Here is a 16,133-nt window from a genome sequence, read left to right on the forward strand (position 1 = left end):
AACGTAGGCTGGATTGCGACTCCCAGGACCACCCATAAGGAGCGTTTCCTGGCGTTAATAAACCTTGTAATATTTTGTGATCGCCGCCATTCGAGTTCTCCACAGTCGCGTCCCATTGACCATCTGCGGTTGCTAGAATCCCCCAGGGGAATGCCTTAAGCAGCCGTGAGCAAGAAGCAAGTCTTCTGCTCTGACGAACGCACAGCTTTAAGCACGGGCGCAAAAATGCCGCTGTTTTTTTTCGATATCCGGGACGGCAAATCCCATTCTCCCGATACAGAGGGCACCCACTACGTTGGTGCGCTCGAGGCCCGGGTAGACGCGGTTAAAATGCTGGTCGCCATGGCACAGGACGAAGTTCAGGGCGGGTTACAAAGCAACCTTTCGGTGACTGTTTCTGACGAAAGTCGTCGGCCCGTTATGGAAGCAAATATCGATTGCAGCATAAAAGTCTTTTGACAAATTCCCGATAGCCCTGGACCTAGTTGGCTCCGTCGGGATGCAGCAAGCTTTGTGCAGCTGTCCTGGCCGCACTTGACTTACGGCAGCGGCTTCTGATCACTTTTATACCCCGAGACCACGTAAGCGGAGAAGGCCGCACGATGCTGCTGCACCTCCTCGATACAGCCACGCAAGCTTCGAATGCACATTGCCGGCAGCCCTTCTACTCGTTCGCAAGCGACCGCCGCGGTACTGTCGCACGCTCGATCGCGACGACCGTCCCTTATTCGACTTCGCTGCCGATATTGCACAGGACGGGGGCCTGGCACATCGCCAGGAACCTTTGCCACCGCGAAGCCAATTCGGCGGAACTGGATTACAGGACGTTGACGGTGGCGTGGCCCGGCGCCGGAACGCTTCGTTCCAAGGCGGCTACGCCGCGCCGAGCACGGGCTCTCGTGGCGCAAACAACTGCAAGTGCGATGAAGAAGAGGATGCCTGGATCAGCGCTGCCACCCGACACCGACATTGCAATTATGCTTGCAAGGGCAGCATTCCTGACGCTCGTCACGATTGCATCTGTCTCTGCATCCACCCGTTCCCGAACCGCGCCCAGGCCTCTGGTCACGACATAGAGCAGGGCCACTATCATCAGCGATCCAAACAGACCCAACTGCGACAGGACAGCGATCGGCCAACTCGATGCCCTTGAACTGCCGAAACCAACGCCCAGTCCGCTCGTATCGAGAAACGACTGCAGGCTCTTTACATTCCAATAAGTGCGCTCATGGCCTGACCCGGAATCCGCTTTGTTAATGATGGTGCTGTTGATCAGTCTGACGAACGGGTCCAACGCCTCGGCTTTGTAAAGACTAATGCCCAGTACGGCGGTCCCGCCCACCACCATGAGAGCTATTATCAGTATCTCTTCGCGCGCAACTTTTCCCCTGATGACCGACTGTAGCATGGACAACGCAACGGGGATGCATAGCAGTGTCAGCCCGACGTAAGCCGTCGATGAAGTCGACAGAATGGACAAGAAGAGCAGGATTCCGGCCAGCCATTTCGCAAGCGGTGATTTGGTCTTTCTCCAGTAGCTGTAGCAGAATGCCAGGCAGGCGAGAGAAACGCTGGCGAACGAAGAGGCCTCCGAAAAAGGCCCGGTGATCCGCACAAAGCCTGCCTCGACCGCGTTCGATATAATCGCGTAGTTGGCGGTTCTGATCGGGGCCAGAAAGTCTCCCGCCCCCGCGGTCTTGCCAATGAAATCGATCAGCCCCATTCCCGCGTGCAGGCCGCACCACAAAAAGAAGCCGCGCCTGATTTGATCGATCCGGTTGGAGTGCAGCAGCAGGGCGCAAAGTGCTATCGCGGCGAGGCCACCAAGAATAAAGTAGCCCGTCTGCGAAATGTTGGCTGAAACGGGCGCCAATGAATCTTCTACGACTGTTCCACGGTTCTTGGACTGCACGAATACGGTCGTCTGTCCCGCAAAGAACCTCGGAAACAGCCATGATCCGATGATTGCGTAAAGCATAAGGCTTGTAAGGACCCAGATCGACCCGATGCTTCCGAACACGAATCCAAGATCAAACCAGATACGCCGTCTCGCGGCGACGGCCGTGACGAGCAGGCCCGCGAATAAGGTGTAGATCAAGGGGGATGAGCCACCCAGAAAGCTCAGGGTCATCACGGCCGTCGCACCGAAAGCCTGGGAAGCGATCAAGCCAATGATCAGCATTCCCCTTGAATAGTACGCAACAAGCAAAATAGCCGCGCATACTAGCAGTCCCGGCAAAGACACCTGCATGCCGATCGAGTTCCCGGTGAGCGGATACAGCAAGCTGTCCGATGGCCAATCTTTCGGCAGGTGAGTATCCCCCGCAAGAGAGTCAAAGGGGGTAGCCTTCACCCGCGAAGGGAGGTAGCGGACGCGCTCGTCTCCATCGCCCTTGCCCTTGATGGTGAAGGCAGTGGCCGGCGCAAAATGCGATCCTGGGCTGAATGGCCGCATCTATGTCGGCACTAAGAAATGCGCGTGACGGACCGAAGGCTGGCAACGGGCGGGTTGTCTAGAATCCACCATAAGGAGGAGAGGCGATATGACACCCACGATGTATATCGCATGTTCGGACCCAAGCAGGGTCAGGCAATTCAAGGAAATCTACGAGTGCGCCACTGTGAAAGCCAAGTACCCTGACAGCCATATTGCCAGCAAAGCTGTCGAAAGACTGATCGACGCGCTGGAAGCCGAGATCCAGAATGCCGGATCCGTTCTGGATATGTGTTTGCTGACGGAGGATGGTCCTCAGGTGGCCACCTCAGCCCGAGCCTTCGCAACGCGTATCTGTGTCGGCACAAGCGCGGCGCGGCCGCCCTGGCTTCGCGTTTCCCGGTAGGCGTCGGGATTTCGTGGCTCAAAAATTTACCGAAAATTAACTTATGTTAGCGCCCGCTTGTGAATAGCCCATAAGCTACTCACGCTGTTCTGGCTGGGAATGAGGAACAGCGGGTGCACCAGGTTGGACAATTCCGGCCAGGCTCTCAGAACGGGTGGGCATTACTATACTTTCTGAAGAAACTGGCGAGTGAGGGGCTAATTGCCGCCTCAGGGCGAATTTTGTTGGGAAAAGGGTGGGTTAGAGTATGAGTTCCACAGTAGAACTGCATAAATACACTTCGGTAGAGCCGGCAGGAATTCCGTCCGGCGGAAAAGCAACGGTCCATGAACAAGTAGGCAGAGAATGCCTCCTCATCTTGGACGGAAGGGCGCTAGATCGCGAATGTCTGGCATCGGCCTTGGAAGACCACGAACTCGGCATGGCCGTCGAGGCCAAGGGTTCGATAGACGAATGGCGCGTGAAAGAGGGGATGATCCTTGCAGCCATTCTTTTCAACCTGGGCGGCCGGAAAGTCACCGACCATGGCATAGCGGATCAGATCAGGCGCATTTCGTCCGAGTTCAGGTCGGTGCCTGTGGTGATCTTGGCCGACACAGAAGACCTTGCACAGATACTGGCGGCTCTCGAATGTGGCGCACGTGGCTACATTCCGACCTCTGTCGGGATCGACGTCTGTGTCGAGGCGATCAATCTTGCGGTGGCAGGAGGCATTTTCGTTCCTGCAAGTAGTGTCCTGTCCATGCGGCACCTGATAGATTCAGGCAGCCTTGAAACACCTTTGACAGGCATGTTCACGCTCAGACAGGCTGAGGTCGCCCAGGCGCTCCGACGCGGCAAGGCGAACAAGATCATCGCCTATGAGCTGAACCTGAGAGAAAGCACCGTGAAGGTGCACATCCGCAACATCATGAAAAAGCTTAAGGCGACCAACCGGACGGAAGTCGCTTACAAGGTCAACGATCTCTTCGCCGAAGGATCTCTGGCTGTGGAGTGACGAAGCAAATGAGACGCTAACTTTGGTTAAATCGTGCGGGCCGTTTTGCTCTCGCGTAGCGTCTGATCTGGGGGATGATTGCTGCACAATTGAGGGACCTCCGTCCCGCTGGACACCCGTGGTGGACGCCCCGCATATAGCCAGCTCCCATATGTCCTGTTCCTAAAGACTAACCATTGCGAGGCGTCCAAAGCACTCCTGCCTCACTGTCCAGCAACCAGCCGGAAGTGACACTTCGTCAATGGCGAGGACCAGGTTGCTGCTCTCTCGTGGAACTGGTCGTGCCGTCCTGGGGGACCAATCCTTGCGACAGCGACCCCGGAGGGCTATCGCTACAATATTTTGACCTTCCTAAGCGTGAAGGCCTCCGCAAAGTGCTCGGGTGCCCGGCATTCCATTCCACGCAACCGCGCAAGCCCGGCGAATGTCTCCCGATCGAACCAGTCCTTTGAGCGCTGTGTCCCGAAGTGCTCGTGAAGGAGTTGGATCTTGCGTTCCAGCACGTGGGCTGCAATCGGCACATACGCATTGGGTTGGCAAAGATCGCCGTCCCATTTCGGAATCTCGTATTCGAGCACAAGGTGATCGCGGAAAACGTTCCAGGTCAGTTGGTTGACCTCCCTATGGTCCTGATGGGCGTCGAACCTGGCATGGGTTAATATCACGTCGGGATGAACCCTTGATCTTACGTCCATCAGCCAATGCTTTATCGATCGGCTGTGAACTGGGAAATAGCCGTCTTCAAAATCCGCAACGTCGATCGTGGACGAATGGGATCCTTCGAGGAAGGCTTCGGCCGAAGCCCTGGCTTCGGCCGACCGCTGGCCGCCGGCGCTTAAGACGCACCAGTAGACGTGAAGTTTGACCTCCGACGCGATCAGACTGAGGATTGTGCCTCCCGCGCCGATCTCAATGTCGTCGGAATGGGCCCCGACGCACAGAATCGAGAGTTCCTCGCCGCCACGCGCGAGACCAAGCCCCTTCATGATGCGGCCAACCCCATACTACGCCTATTCTTCTCGGCGGTGGCTATCATACTCCAGGGCATGTCGCCCTTTTCGACCATGTCTTCGAGTGATTGCCAATCGCGCAGCGTGTCCATTGAACGCCAGAAACCCTCGTGCTTGTACGCCATCAGCATGTTGTCATCGATCAGACGCTTGAACGGCTCGACAACGAGTTCCTCGCCGTCGCGCATGTAGTTGAAAATTTCCGGACGGAATATAAAGTAGCCGCCATTGATCCAGATCTCCGATGTCTCGGCCGCACGAAACTCGCGCACGCGGCCATCTTCCGCGATGTCGGCCAAATGGTAAGTCAGCGGCGCGTGCACTGCCAGAAAGCAGCCGATCTTGCCGCTGGCCTCGAATTTTCTGATCATGTCGTCCAAGTCGACATCGGTCAGGCCGTCGGAATAGTTGGCCAGGAACATCTTCTCGTTCCTGACGTGATCCTGCGCAGCCCACAGGCGCTCTCCAATGCTGCGCCAAATACCGGTATCGAGCAGAGTGATGCTCCAGTCCTTGATTGTGTCGCCGAGGAGCTTGACGTCCTGGCCTCCTCGCGTAACCACGCAATCGGAAAACGTTTGCGGCCGGGTGTTCAAGAAAAAGTCTTTGATCACGTTGGCCTTGTAGCCCAGACACAACACGAACTCGTCATGCCCATAGTCACTGTACCATTGCATGACATGGCGCAGGATCGGCTGGTGGCCGAGCGGTATCATCGGCTTTGGGATGCTTTCGGAATAGTCGCGAATGCGGGTCCCGCGACCGCCACAGAAAAGAATGACTTTCATTTCTCGTACTCCGACGGATCGATTACGGTCACGAAAGGAATCGGCACTACGAATTTCGCGTTCCAAGCGGCGACATGGCGCATCTGCTGAATGATCTCGTCCTTCAGATTCCACGGAAGGATGAGGATGTAGTCTGGCTTAGCCTCGTCGATTTCGTCGACGGGCTTGATCGGGATGTGCATTCCAGGTGTATAACGCCCGTGCTTGTACGGGTTGCGGTCCACTGTGAAATCCAGGAAGTCGGTGCCGATGGCGCAGTAGTTCAGCAGCGTGTTTCCCTTGCCAGGCGCGCCGTAACCGCAAATCGTCTTGCCCTCTTCCTTGGCCGAAATCAGGAATGCCAAGAGATCACGCTTCGCGCGCTGCGCCTTGTAGCCGAAAGAGGCGTAGGTCGACATCTCTCCAAGCCCATGCCTGGTTTCGCGCTCGAGCAATTGGGCGATGCTGTCCTTCCTCGGCCAGGCACTGCCTTCGTGGCAGAGATAGACCCGCAGCGACCCACCGTGGGTGGGAAGTTCCTCGACATCGATCAGCCGCAGCCCGTGACGGGCCGCCATCAGGTCGACCGTCAACAGTGAGAAATACGAAAAATGCTCGTGGTAGATGGTGTCGAACTGGTTCTCCGCCATCAGCCGCTCGATGTGTGGGAATTCGAGAGTGACCATGCCCTCCGGTTTGAGCAGGATCGCCACCCCGGCGACGAAGTCGTTGAGGTCTGGCACCTGCGCCAGGACGTTGTTGCCAATGATGAGGTCCGCGCGAAGTCCTTCGCCCACCATTTGATTTGCCAGCCGGACGCCGAAGAAGTCGACCCAGGTGGCCACCCCCTTCTCGATCGCGGCGCGCGCGACATTGGCTGCCGGCTCGACGCCCAACACAGGAACGCCGAGTGGCAGAAAATGCTGCAGCAAGTAACCGTCATTACTTGCGAGTTCCACCGCAAGGCTGTCAGGGCCAAGCCCAAGGCGTCGTGTGATCGTCTCGCAATAAAGTTTCGAATGAGCCACCCAGCTGGTCGAGAACGAAGAGAAGTAGGCGTATTCGCTGAAGATGGTCTCTGGGCTCATATACTCCTTGAGCTGCACCAGATAGCACGTGTCGCAGACAAGCACGTTGAGCGGGTAGTAAGGTTCCATCTGGTCGAGCTGGTCGGGCTGCAGGAACCTCTCGCACGGCGGCGACATGCCAAGATCGACCAGGGTGTGGCGCAGGCGCGACCCGCAGAGCCTGCAGCCGACATTCCGGCTTGCCGCACTATGATCGCGGACGATTTCGAGTGCCTGAATGTTCATTCCCCCTGCTCCTGTCTGCTGGTTAGAAAACGGAGACGCGGTGCGCTACGCAGAACCGATGCCTGCCGCGCCTCCGCAGGCAGATGGCCACAGGTTAGGATACAGCCCCCCCTGGTTCGATTTGCCAATCCGTCGGGTGCCTTAATCCTAATAGCGAGCGGGCGGCGGCAATGCCGGCGCGAGGCCCGCCGAACGGGTAAAGCCGTCATCCGGATATACCGCTATCGAAGAGGCCACCTAAGGCTTAGGTAGCCCTTCCAGCGTCGGCTGGCGACGCTGACAATTGCCGCGCCGGTCTTGCTCGGCACGGGGGATCCAAGTGCATGCTGTTTACCGAAACGGAGCTTCAAGGTGTCTGGCTGATCGAGCCTACACTGATGGTTGACGACCGTGGTTTTTTCACCCGTCTTTTCTGCGAAAAGGAGATGGCGGATTGCGGTCTGGCGACCCGATTTGTCCAGCACAGCCGGTCCTGTTCGGTCCAAAAGGGAACTCTCAGGGGACTACACTACCAAGAGGAGCCTTACGCCGAGGTCAAGCTGGTCTCCTGTGTCCGCGGCGCTATTTTTGATGTCGTCGTGGACCTGCGCCCGAATTCACCGACACGCTACAAGTGGCTTGGCTTCGAGCTGACATCCGAGAACATGAAGCAGGTCTATATCCCCGCCGGATTCGCGCACGGCCTGCAGACCCTTACGGACGGCACCGAGGTCTCTTATCTCATATCGCAGTTCTATGCGCCCCACGCGTCGACGGGCGTCCTCTACAATGACCCGGCCTTTTCGATCCGCTGGCCATTGATGCCGACAGCAATGTCGGAAAGGGACAAGTCCTGGCCCCTTGTCAGACGGCGAACCGGCGCCTCGGCCTCATGAGGCTGCTGCCAAAAGACCATGTCCCGATAACAGTCTGGCGGCGGCGGCGAGTTCCTTGAACGGCAGGTTCGAACGCTCCGCCATGCTCAGAAGCGAATGCTGCCCGTCGGCAAGGTTTAGCACCCAAAGCAGCGACATCGACGTTGCGCCCGACGACTTCTGCCCTCCCAGGGCTGCATAGAGGCCGCGCTTGCCGAGTTGCGGTTCGCCTTTAGGCAAGAGGTTCAACGGCGTCCAGTCCTCTTCGATGATGTCGATTACGTCCGTCAGGATGCGGAAGGAATCCTCGAGATGCTCCGGCCTGATGAAGTCAAGATTGTCGGCCGACGTGTGGTATTCGGGGAATGTGCCGTGGACGCTCCGCTGGAACATGCCGACCGGAAGATCGAAGCCCGGCGAGCAATATTGCCTCTCGTCATAACCGTAAGGGGAGAAATCCAGCATCTTTGCCCCAGCTAGACGCCCGAGCACGTGTGCCATGGCGCGATCGACGAGCGCGTCACCGCGGCGGCTGCGCTTGTATGCCGGGCTTCCTGCGTCACCAACGCATGACAGCACCAGACCATGGTCGATGAGACATGTCCGGTCCTCGTTGCGCGACAGCCACGCGAGCGCGCCGATGGTGCCCGGGGCGAACAGGAAGCGATAGCTGTATCGTGTTTCCCTTGCCTTCAGGCTTCTTGCGAGCGCTGCCAGCAGGGCCAGGCCCGAACAGTTGTCGTTGGCGAGTGAGGGATGGCAAATGTGCGCCGAAAGCAGGAATTCCCGTTCTGTTTGCCCGCGGTGCAGGTATTCTCCGTAGGCGAGGCTGCCGTCTTTGAATTCGGCATCGATCTCCACCCGATAGAGACCGTCGGGCATGTTGGCCACACGGTCATGGGCTGCGCAGAAGCCCCATGTCGGGGTGTAATAGGAAGTGCGGTAGGGAATCACCTTCGGTTGTTCCGGCAGCGTATGGATATGCGGCCTCAATTCTTCGAGCGGCAGTATCCCCTTGAAGGGTACGCTGTAGTTGACGATGTGCAGGTTGGAGTCAGCGAAATCCACGACCGTTTGTCCGTCCGGGCCTGTGATGCTTGCCGAGCGGATGTTCCATTCCTTGGGAATGGTCCAATCGAAAACCTGCGTCCCGGTCGGCACTTCATGCCGTTCCAAATCGATGTGCCCCGACAAGACGTCCAGCGTTTGTCGCACACCATCTCCGGTGATGCTCCTGCAGATCGGAAACAGACGTTCGGCCAAGGCATAGATTTCCTGGCCGAGGCTGACGGACGCTGGCGGCGAGCCGAGTCCGCCGGGATTCACCTGTTCCACACCGCTTATCCCGCCGCTACCTCCAGTCTTTTCGAGGCTTCGGCGACCCGCATCCGACCGTCCAGAAGTCCGTTGGCCAAAAGATACCGGATGTGGCCGATACGCTGGAAGCGCGGCCCCTCGAATTCGTCGAGAGTGACATTCGACTTTCGGTAGGCATGATAGAGCTGCTCGGCCCCTTTGCGCGCATCCCATTGCGGCTTGAAGGCAGGAAGGGCAAGCGCGATCTTGTCGAAGTTAACGCGATAGGAGCGCTTGTCGGGTCCGGCATCGGACGCGAACTCAAGCCGGCAGCCCGGCACGACCTCGGCGACAATCTCGGCGATGTCGCGGATCCTGTAGTTGTGGTCCGTCTGCCCCACATTGAAGGCCTCGTTGTGAATGGTCTCGCGGGGCGCTTCCAGCCCGGCAATGAACGCCCTGGAAATGTCCTCGATATGGACGATCGGCCGCCACGGCGTTCCATCGGATTTCAGCAGGATGACGCCCTTGGTGACCGCCCAGGCCACGAGATTGTTCAGCACGATGTCGAAGCGGAGCCGGGGAGAGAGGCCATAGGCCGTGGCGGGACGGAAATAGGTGGGAGAGAAGCTGCTGTCGGCCAGTTCAGAAATGTCCCGTTCCGAAAGCACCTTGGACCAGCCGTAGGGCGTGACCGGCTTCAGTTCGCCCGTTTCGTCCACCATCCCGTCGCCGGCCTGTCCGTAATTGCTGCATGATGAGGCGAACAGGAAGCGCGACACGCCGGCGTCCTTGGCCGCCTTCGCGAAGCGGACGCTGCCCTTGTGGTTGATTTCGTAAGTGATGTCCGGATCAAGGTCGGACAGCGGGTCATTGGAAAGAGCCGCCAGGTGGATGACGGCATCGACCCCTTCGAGGTCGCGCGCATCTACGTCCCTGACGTCTTTTTGGATTGAAGCAATTGAAGCCCGCTGGCCCCCTGCTGTAAAGGTGCAGCGCCGGTAGAGATCGCTGTCATAGCCCGTCACTGAGTGCCCTGCACGCAGCAGCATCGGCACCATCACCGAGCCGATATAGCCTTGATGGCCGGTTACCATGACTTTCATCGCGCACCTCTCAAGCCGATAGTGATCGCCACAAGGCTACTTGGGCTGAAAACAGTGAGGGAGAACGCCAATAGGCGATCAGGATGCCCTGTTGGACGAAGCCTTTGCCGCCAGTGAACCTTTCGGGTGGTCCGAGCCTAATCCTTTCGGAGGATTTTCTTCTGATCACCGTCGCTGATGCTTCCATCGGCCTCGGTATCAGCATTCCCGATCCGAGACTCAATTAGCGCTTGTTGGTTCGATTTCACCCAGGCCCCGCGACCGCGGATGTTTCGCGCATCGCGGCGTGTCCGGTGTTGAACTCCGCCGACGTGGCGATTCCGAAGGCCACGGCCTCACGCGTCATTGAGCCTTGACGCAGTTGATAGGTATAGGTTTCAAGCCCGTTGCCGTCCGCGGACCGGTTCAGAAGCAACAGATATAGAAACCCGACATAGGCGCGGTCTGTCAGGCCGATCGTGGCATATCTGGTTTCGAATTCGTGCGAGCGCATCATTTCCATGATCATGTCGGGGAGTTTGGTCGCTCCGTCTTCAAGTGCCGCCGACCACTGATTGACGCTGGCCGTGTCGCCCTTGCGGCCAAGAATGAGGCAGTAGACGAAACTTGCCTGCCGCGCCGGTAGGGACTGGTCCGCAGCCGCGGCCTCGGGGTCGCAGTCCCGATGGGGCTTGGGTATCGGCAGGGGGCCGCGGGTGAAGTCCCGTACCGTTTTGTAGGCAGGCTTAGGCTCGCCGGTCCGCCATTTGCCATCTGAGAGAGCCACGAGCCTCACCAATCCCATATTGGCTTCGAAGCCGGGGGCCCAGTAGGCCTCATCGAGCAGTTCGTAGATGTGCGCGGCCTCCACCTTATATTTGTCCTTGAGTTCGCTAAGCCGCGTCATCGTCTGCTTGATGCCGTCAGCCTGCTGGCGCTCGCTGCGCTGACTTCCATAAGGATTGTTGAATTCGGTGACCCAGATCGGCTTGCCGTATCTCGAGATTTCACGGAACGCCCATTCCGGGTCATCGCCGTACATGTGCCACACAGAAATATCCCAGGCGATCCCGTCCTGCTTCATCCGCACGAACGCTCCGGTGTGGCCCCAACCGGCGGTGCCCATCGCCTTCCTTATGCTCGGATCGACCTCTGTCATGCCGTCGGACAGGCCCTTCAAGACAGCGCTCACCTTTACCCATCGCGGGCCGTAGTAATCGAGCGGTCCTGTTCCGCCCGCAGGTCCCCATGCACATGGATATTGCGAACCATCGTCGCGTTTCTCACAGGGCTTGATGATGGCATAGTTTTCCATCTCGTTGCCGAGTTCCCAAACACGGATGTCGTTCTTGAACCTGGTAGCAAGGGTGACCGCCAGTTTCCGGGTGCTCGCGTAGAGCTCTTCCGGACTATCCTTGTCCAGATCGGCGACCGCAGGCGTGATGACGGGCAGGATCTCGATCCCTCTCGCCTTCCCGGCGTCGACGAGGTTGGAGAGCATATCCGCGTTGTCCACGCCTGAAACGTTGACGCGGTACGATTTCAGGCCGAGATCCTTGATGAAGTCGAGTTGCCTTTCCACCGGAATGCCCGGATAGGAGACTATTGGATGGCCATTGATGCCCCAGAGGAAATCGGCTGATGCAGGCGCGGCTGTTGCCAGCAGGCAGGCTGCAACGATTGCGAGACGAAACGACACGGCAACAAGCCTCCCTGCCCGATTTCGAGATCCGGGATAGTGGGGACTGCACACATTTCGCGCAATTTGCCCATACGGTTGAGCGCGGGCTCTCGTTACCCCTTTAGACGGTGGTCATGGCACAGCCTATTTGGACTGGCCTCCACCCGACCGCACCTAACCCTTACCAGCCCGCCCAAATGCCTCGGAGACCGTTCGGGTCCGAGAGAAGGATCGTAGTGATGTGACAGCCATGGCTCCACTCCGTCAAAAGTGGAAGGTAGCTACCGCTAATTCGGGGACGGCTGTCGGATTCCAGGGATGCTATGGTACGGCACTAGGCAAATGACATTGGTTGCGGAGCGCGCTGTGGACGGGAGTGCTGCATGTCACTGAGGGTCGGCGACTGGGTAGAGATTCGGTCCAAGGAAGAAATCCTTCTTACGCTCGACAGAAATGGTCGACTTGAGGAGCTTCCTTTCATGCCACAGATGTTTCAATATTGTGGTCACCGCTTTCGTGTTTACAAGCGCGCGCACAAGACATGTGACACGATCAATTTTGCTGGCGGACGCAAGTTATCCGGAGGCATCCATCTTGAAAATCTGAGGTGCGACGGCAACGCGTTTGGAGGTTGTCAGGCAGCGTGCCTGGTCTTCTGGAAAGAGGCATGGCTCAGGCCTGTGGCGTCCTCGGACGAGGCAATCGCGCCGCGAACCAACGCGGCGAATGGAAAAGGTTGCACGGAAAGCGACGTGCTGGCTGGTACGCGCGCCAAGAGCCAGCCACTTTCAGGTGGTCCGAGATACTCATGCCAAGCCACAGAACTTCTGGATGCGACCACCCCACTTTCTTGGTGGGATGCCCGGCAGTATGTGGAAGACTATGCATCGGGAAATGCCAGCAAAAAGCGTCTCCTGGTCGGATTCATCTATGCAGCAGTATTCAGTATCTATCACTACATGGGCCGTCTGCATCTCGGGAGGCTCTCCGTGATTGTCAGCTGGCTGTATGACAAGGTGCAGCACATTTACGGTGGCGTTTCATTCCCACGATATCGGGGATCGATACCTGCCGGCCAGCCGGTTCCAACCATCAAGCTTGATCTCCAACCGGGGGAGCTGATCAGGGTTAAGTCCTATGAAGAAATCCTCAAGACCCTAGACACGGATAATAAGAACCGTGGCCTGTATTTCGACGCCGAGATGGTCCCCTATTGCGACCATACTTTCAGGGTCCGGTCGCGAGTAACAGCGTTTGTCAATGAAAAGACCGGACTTCTCAACCGGCTCAGGGGACCGGCGGTCATCCTGGAAAAAGTCTGGTGCAATTCGAGATATAGCGATTGCCGGATGCAGTGCCCAAGAGCCGTCTATCCCTGGTGGCGAGAAATTTGGCTGGAACGGGTGCCTGGCGAGGCAATCGCTCACATGGGGCATGCTACGGCAGCTCAAACGGAAACAAGCGCGTATGCAGCCAGTGATACATGACCCACAAGGCCCTCAGTGCCAAAGGCGAACCCCGCAACCTTAAAAGGGAAGCCATTCAAAGTGGCGTCGCCAGGATGGTGAGCCAGGGGGTGAACCTGATTCTCAGGGTGGGCTATATTGCCATCCTGGCACGCCTGCTCAGCCCTGACGATTTCGGCCTGGTCGCGATGGTGGTGGCACTCACAGGCATTTTCGACGTCTTCACCACCGCCGGGCTTTCCTCCGCTACCATCCAAAAGCATGAGATTTCGTTTGACCAGGTTTCGGCACTGTTCTGGATCAACATACTGGTAGGGGTCTTTCTCGCGCTGCTCTGCGCCGCGAGTGCCTACACGATATCAGCCTTCTACCATGAGCCGCGTCTACTCAGGATCGCCATCGCGGTCGCTCCAGCTTTCCTGCTTAACGCGGCCGGCGTGCAACATGCCGCTCTGATCGAGCGCGACTTGCGTTATGTCACACTCAGCGCGATCGAAACGGGTGCCCTGTGCGTGGGCATCCTGTCCGGTGTGCTGCTCGCGTTGCGTGGCTACGGCTACTGGGCACTGATCGCCCCGACACTTATCTCGCCGGCAATCAACAGCCTGGGCTGCTGGATCGCCACCGGGTGGATTCCTGGATGGCCTCGACGCGGCGCCAATATTCGCTCGCTCTTGCATTTCGGTGGAATCGTCACGCTGAACAACCTCGTTGTCTATATTGGCTACAATGTGGAGAAAGTCCTTCTCGGGCGGCTCTGGGGCGCTGCGTCGCTCGGATTGTATACCCGGGCCTTCCAGCTGATTGGCATCCCTACGGCGACCATCAACAGCGCCGTCGGTGCGGTACTGTTCTCGGCGTTGTCACGAATGCAGCATGATCCCGCGCGGTTGCGGAACTTCTACCTCAAGGGATATTCGATCGTCATCGCGGTGACGGTTCCCATCACAATGTTCTCGTTCCTGTTCGCACATGAGATCATCACCGTGGTGCTGGGCTCGCAATGGACGGGGGCGGCGACCATCTTCCGGCTGCTCACGCCTACCATCTTGGTGTTCGGGATCATCAACCCTACATATTGGCTGCTCATCTCGACCGGCAAGCAGAAGCGCAGCCTGTATCTGGCTTTCGCCATCGCCCCTCTCGTCATCACTTCCTACTGCGCAGGAATCTCCTTCGGCCCCGAGGGCGTTGCACTGAGCTACTCGACGGCGCTGGTGCTCTGGCTCTATCCACACCTGGTGTGGAGCCTGCACGGAACGCCGGTTTCAGTCGGGGATCTGTTGCGGACGATCATGAGGCCATGGATGGCCGGCATCGTGGCCTCGGTGGGTGCGCTGGCAGTGCAGCGCTATCTCGGCCCGGAGGTTCCTTCGCTTCTGCGGCTCGCGGCTGGCGGGCTGGTTCTGATCAGTATCTATGCATTCGTCTTGCTGTTCGTCTTGGGGCAGCTCAAGCTGTTTCAGGATGTGCTGCTGGGCTTTCGAGGCGAGGCGCGGGCCGGCGCTTGACGCAGCCCGCGACTTCGACCGGCGAAGGCCCGAGAGAGAAGCTTTTTGGAGGGCAAATGGCCAGTATAGCAATCGTCCATAGCTATCCGTACGACGCGTTCTTCGGCGGAGACGGCGCCTATATCCAGGCGTTCGGGCGATATCTCCTGAAGTCCGGCCACGAGGTACACGGGTATGTATCCAACATAGCGCGCGGCCGAAGGAGTCCAGTCTGTAGGAGCGTATATGAAATAGAGCAGTTTTCTTCGTGGCAGGTTCGTCGAAGTATCAGATTGGGCCAGAGAACATTTCTATCCACGGAGTTGCTTCGGTCCGGGCATCTGGCCGGATCGTTCCTTGGACGGAAGACCGCACCTGTTTCCCCAACGACGGACCAGAACTTTTCCGAGGGAGAGACTCAGTGGGTGCTTGACCGTATCGAAGCTGGACGGCCGGACGCCGTCATACTGTTCCACGATGCCGTGCATTTCGCCCCTGGCCTCTCCCGCAACGGTAACAGGGTTTTCTCACTTGTTGGCCATCTTCAGCACCGCAACGGGGCAGCGCGCTGGGAGGCCGGCGCAACCCCCGGCCCGGACAAGAATTGGACCGAGGAAAAGAGATTGTCAAACTCGCTGAAGGCGGCAGAGTGTGTCGGTTTCAACAGCAAGGATGACGCCTCCTACGCCCGCAACCATCTCGGGGTGACACGCGTGATCTCTCTTGGCATGGGCTTCGACAATCACGAAAAGCAACCCGACAGCAATGAGCCCATCGTTCTCTTCGTCGGGAATGCCACAGAGCCAAATCGTGCCGCACTGTCGTGGTTCCTGAAGGAGGTCTGGCCAACTGTTCGAACCTCATGCCCCACGGCAAGGGTTCGCATCGTCGGAACCGCCGCCTTCACATGTGAGGTTACGCCGGCGGCCGGCCTGGAGTGTGTGGGAGCGCTCCCGGACCTCGCTCCCGAATATAGGCGCGCCCAGCTTGTCGTGGCCCCGCTCGTTTCCGGCAGCGCCGGCGTCAAGATAAAGGTGGCCGAGGCCATGTCTTACGGCCGCCCCCTCGTGACGACCTCGATAGGTGTGGACGCAGGTGACCCCCACCAACTTGATGAGGGAGCGATCGTGGCCAATGGTGGTGCAGACTTTGCACAGGCGGTCATCGCGCTGTTGAGCAATGCGGAACTTCGGCGTCAGAAATCCGAGGGTACCGCGCATGTATTCGCCAGCCTCTTTTCCTGCGATGTGTGCTATGGCCCGTTCCTGTCTTGGCTCCGCAAGGCAGGCCAGGTGGCTGATAGCAGCTTGTCATCACAAATGGTGTAGGGAGGC

13 protein-coding genes are annotated in these 16,133 nt (G+C 58.3%); 6 read left to right on the top strand and 7 right to left on the bottom strand.

Annotation, left to right across the window (positions count from 1 at the left end; translation table 11 throughout):
* Positions 1-165 precede the first annotated feature (165 nt).
* Positions 166-459, top strand: a complete 294-nt coding sequence (locus tag A9K65_RS34875; RefSeq protein WP_127218776.1) for a hypothetical protein — start codon at positions 166-168, stop codon at positions 457-459.
* Between the two features lie 358 nt (positions 460-817).
* Here the strand turns inward: A9K65_RS34875 and A9K65_RS34880 are convergent, their stop codons facing one another.
* Positions 818-2,455 (bottom strand): hypothetical protein, encoded by a 1,638-nt coding sequence (locus A9K65_RS34880; RefSeq protein ID WP_244507007.1) that lies wholly within the window; start codon positions 2,453-2,455, stop codon positions 818-820.
* Between the two features lie 683 nt (positions 2,456-3,138).
* On the opposite strand from A9K65_RS34880, the gene A9K65_RS34890 reads away from it, so the two are divergent.
* Positions 3,139-3,837, top strand: coding sequence for a response regulator transcription factor (locus A9K65_RS34890; protein ID WP_244507031.1), 699 nt, complete (start codon positions 3,139-3,141; stop codon positions 3,835-3,837).
* 332 nt (positions 3,838-4,169) lie between these two features.
* Here A9K65_RS34890 and A9K65_RS34895 read toward each other — a convergent pair whose 3' ends face one another.
* Genes A9K65_RS34895 through A9K65_RS34905 form a run of 3 tightly spaced genes read right to left on the bottom strand, consistent with a single transcriptional unit; the run spans position 4,170 to position 6,927 of the window.
* Positions 4,170-4,823 (bottom strand): PIG-L deacetylase family protein, encoded by a 654-nt coding sequence (locus A9K65_RS34895; protein WP_024505401.1) that lies wholly within the window; start codon positions 4,821-4,823, stop codon positions 4,170-4,172.
* Positions 4,820-5,635, bottom strand: coding sequence for a sugar phosphate nucleotidyltransferase (locus tag A9K65_RS34900; protein WP_063170845.1), 816 nt, complete (start codon positions 5,633-5,635; stop codon positions 4,820-4,822). Before A9K65_RS34900 ends, A9K65_RS34895 begins: the two co-directional genes overlap by 4 nt.
* Positions 5,632-6,927 (bottom strand): class I SAM-dependent methyltransferase, encoded by a 1,296-nt coding sequence (locus tag A9K65_RS34905; protein WP_064994803.1) that lies wholly within the window; start codon positions 6,925-6,927, stop codon positions 5,632-5,634. The genes A9K65_RS34900 and A9K65_RS34905 overlap by 4 nt, the downstream gene beginning before the upstream one ends.
* Positions 6,928-7,250: 323 nt before the next feature.
* On the opposite strand from A9K65_RS34905, the gene rfbC reads away from it, so the two are divergent.
* Complete coding sequence (gene rfbC / locus A9K65_RS34910; RefSeq protein WP_024505404.1) at positions 7,251-7,802, top strand: dTDP-4-dehydrorhamnose 3,5-epimerase; 552 nt, start codon at positions 7,251-7,253, stop codon at positions 7,800-7,802.
* On the opposite strand, the gene A9K65_RS34915 is transcribed toward rfbC, so the two are convergent.
* From A9K65_RS34915 to A9K65_RS34925, 3 genes are all read right to left on the bottom strand, one after another.
* The gene (locus tag A9K65_RS34915) at positions 7,797-9,107 is read right to left on the bottom strand and encodes a DUF4910 domain-containing protein (RefSeq protein ID WP_064994814.1); all 1,311 of its coding nucleotides are present in this window, start codon (positions 9,105-9,107) and stop codon (positions 7,797-7,799) included. The genes rfbC and A9K65_RS34915 overlap by 6 nt on opposite strands.
* Before the next feature lie 14 nt (positions 9,108-9,121).
* Positions 9,122-10,183 (bottom strand): NAD(P)-dependent oxidoreductase, encoded by a 1,062-nt coding sequence (locus tag A9K65_RS34920; protein ID WP_024505406.1) that lies wholly within the window; start codon positions 10,181-10,183, stop codon positions 9,122-9,124.
* Between the two features lie 244 nt (positions 10,184-10,427).
* Complete coding sequence (locus A9K65_RS34925) at positions 10,428-11,861, bottom strand: DUF4214 domain-containing protein (RefSeq protein WP_024505407.1); 1,434 nt, start codon at positions 11,859-11,861, stop codon at positions 10,428-10,430.
* 365 nt (positions 11,862-12,226) lie between these two features.
* Between A9K65_RS34925 and A9K65_RS34930 the strand changes: the two genes are divergently transcribed.
* From A9K65_RS34930 to A9K65_RS34940, 3 genes are read left to right on the top strand one after another with little or no spacing between them, the layout of a single operon-like run.
* Entirely contained in the window at positions 12,227-13,330 is a 1,104-nt protein-coding gene (locus A9K65_RS34930) for a hypothetical protein (protein WP_024505408.1), read from the top strand.
* Positions 13,327-14,820, top strand: coding sequence for a lipopolysaccharide biosynthesis protein (locus tag A9K65_RS34935; protein WP_024505409.1), 1,494 nt, complete (start codon positions 13,327-13,329; stop codon positions 14,818-14,820). The genes A9K65_RS34930 and A9K65_RS34935 overlap by 4 nt, the downstream gene beginning before the upstream one ends.
* A 56-nt stretch (positions 14,821-14,876) precedes the next feature.
* Positions 14,877-16,127: a glycosyltransferase family 4 protein gene (locus tag A9K65_RS34940; protein ID WP_063170848.1), complete on the top strand. Its 1,251-nt coding sequence runs from the start codon at positions 14,877-14,879 to the stop codon at positions 16,125-16,127.
* Positions 16,128-16,133 lie beyond the last annotated feature (6 nt).

It is taken from the genome of Mesorhizobium sp. WSM1497 (genome assembly GCF_001672455.2).
Lineage (GTDB): Bacteria > Pseudomonadota > Alphaproteobacteria > Rhizobiales > Rhizobiaceae > Mesorhizobium > Mesorhizobium ciceri.

Excerpts from the sequence above, each read along its gene's own strand:
- A9K65_RS34880 (WP_244507007.1), bottom strand. The coding sequence starts at position 2,455 with ATGCGGCCATTCAGCCCAGGATCGCATTTTGCGCCGGCCACTGCCTTC.
- A9K65_RS34900 (WP_063170845.1), bottom strand. The coding sequence starts at position 5,635 with ATGAAAGTCATTCTTTTCTGTGGCGGTCGCGGGACCCGCATTCGCGAC.
- A9K65_RS34940 (WP_063170848.1), top strand. The coding sequence starts at position 14,877 with ATGGCCAGTATAGCAATCGTCCATAGCTATCCGTACGACGCGTTCTTC.
- A9K65_RS34905 (WP_064994803.1), bottom strand. The coding sequence starts at position 6,927 with ATGAACATTCAGGCACTCGAAATCGTCCGCGATCATAGTGCGGCAAGC.
- A9K65_RS34930 (WP_024505408.1), top strand. The coding sequence starts at position 12,227 with ATGTCACTGAGGGTCGGCGACTGGGTAGAGATTCGGTCCAAGGAAGAA.
- A9K65_RS34895 (WP_024505401.1), bottom strand. The coding sequence starts at position 4,823 with ATGAAGGGGCTTGGTCTCGCGCGTGGCGGCGAGGAACTCTCGATTCTG.
- A9K65_RS34935 (WP_024505409.1), top strand. The coding sequence starts at position 13,327 with ATGACCCACAAGGCCCTCAGTGCCAAAGGCGAACCCCGCAACCTTAAA.
- rfbC (WP_024505404.1), top strand. The coding sequence starts at position 7,251 with ATGCTGTTTACCGAAACGGAGCTTCAAGGTGTCTGGCTGATCGAGCCT.
- A9K65_RS34920 (WP_024505406.1), bottom strand. The coding sequence starts at position 10,183 with ATGAAAGTCATGGTAACCGGCCATCAAGGCTATATCGGCTCGGTGATG.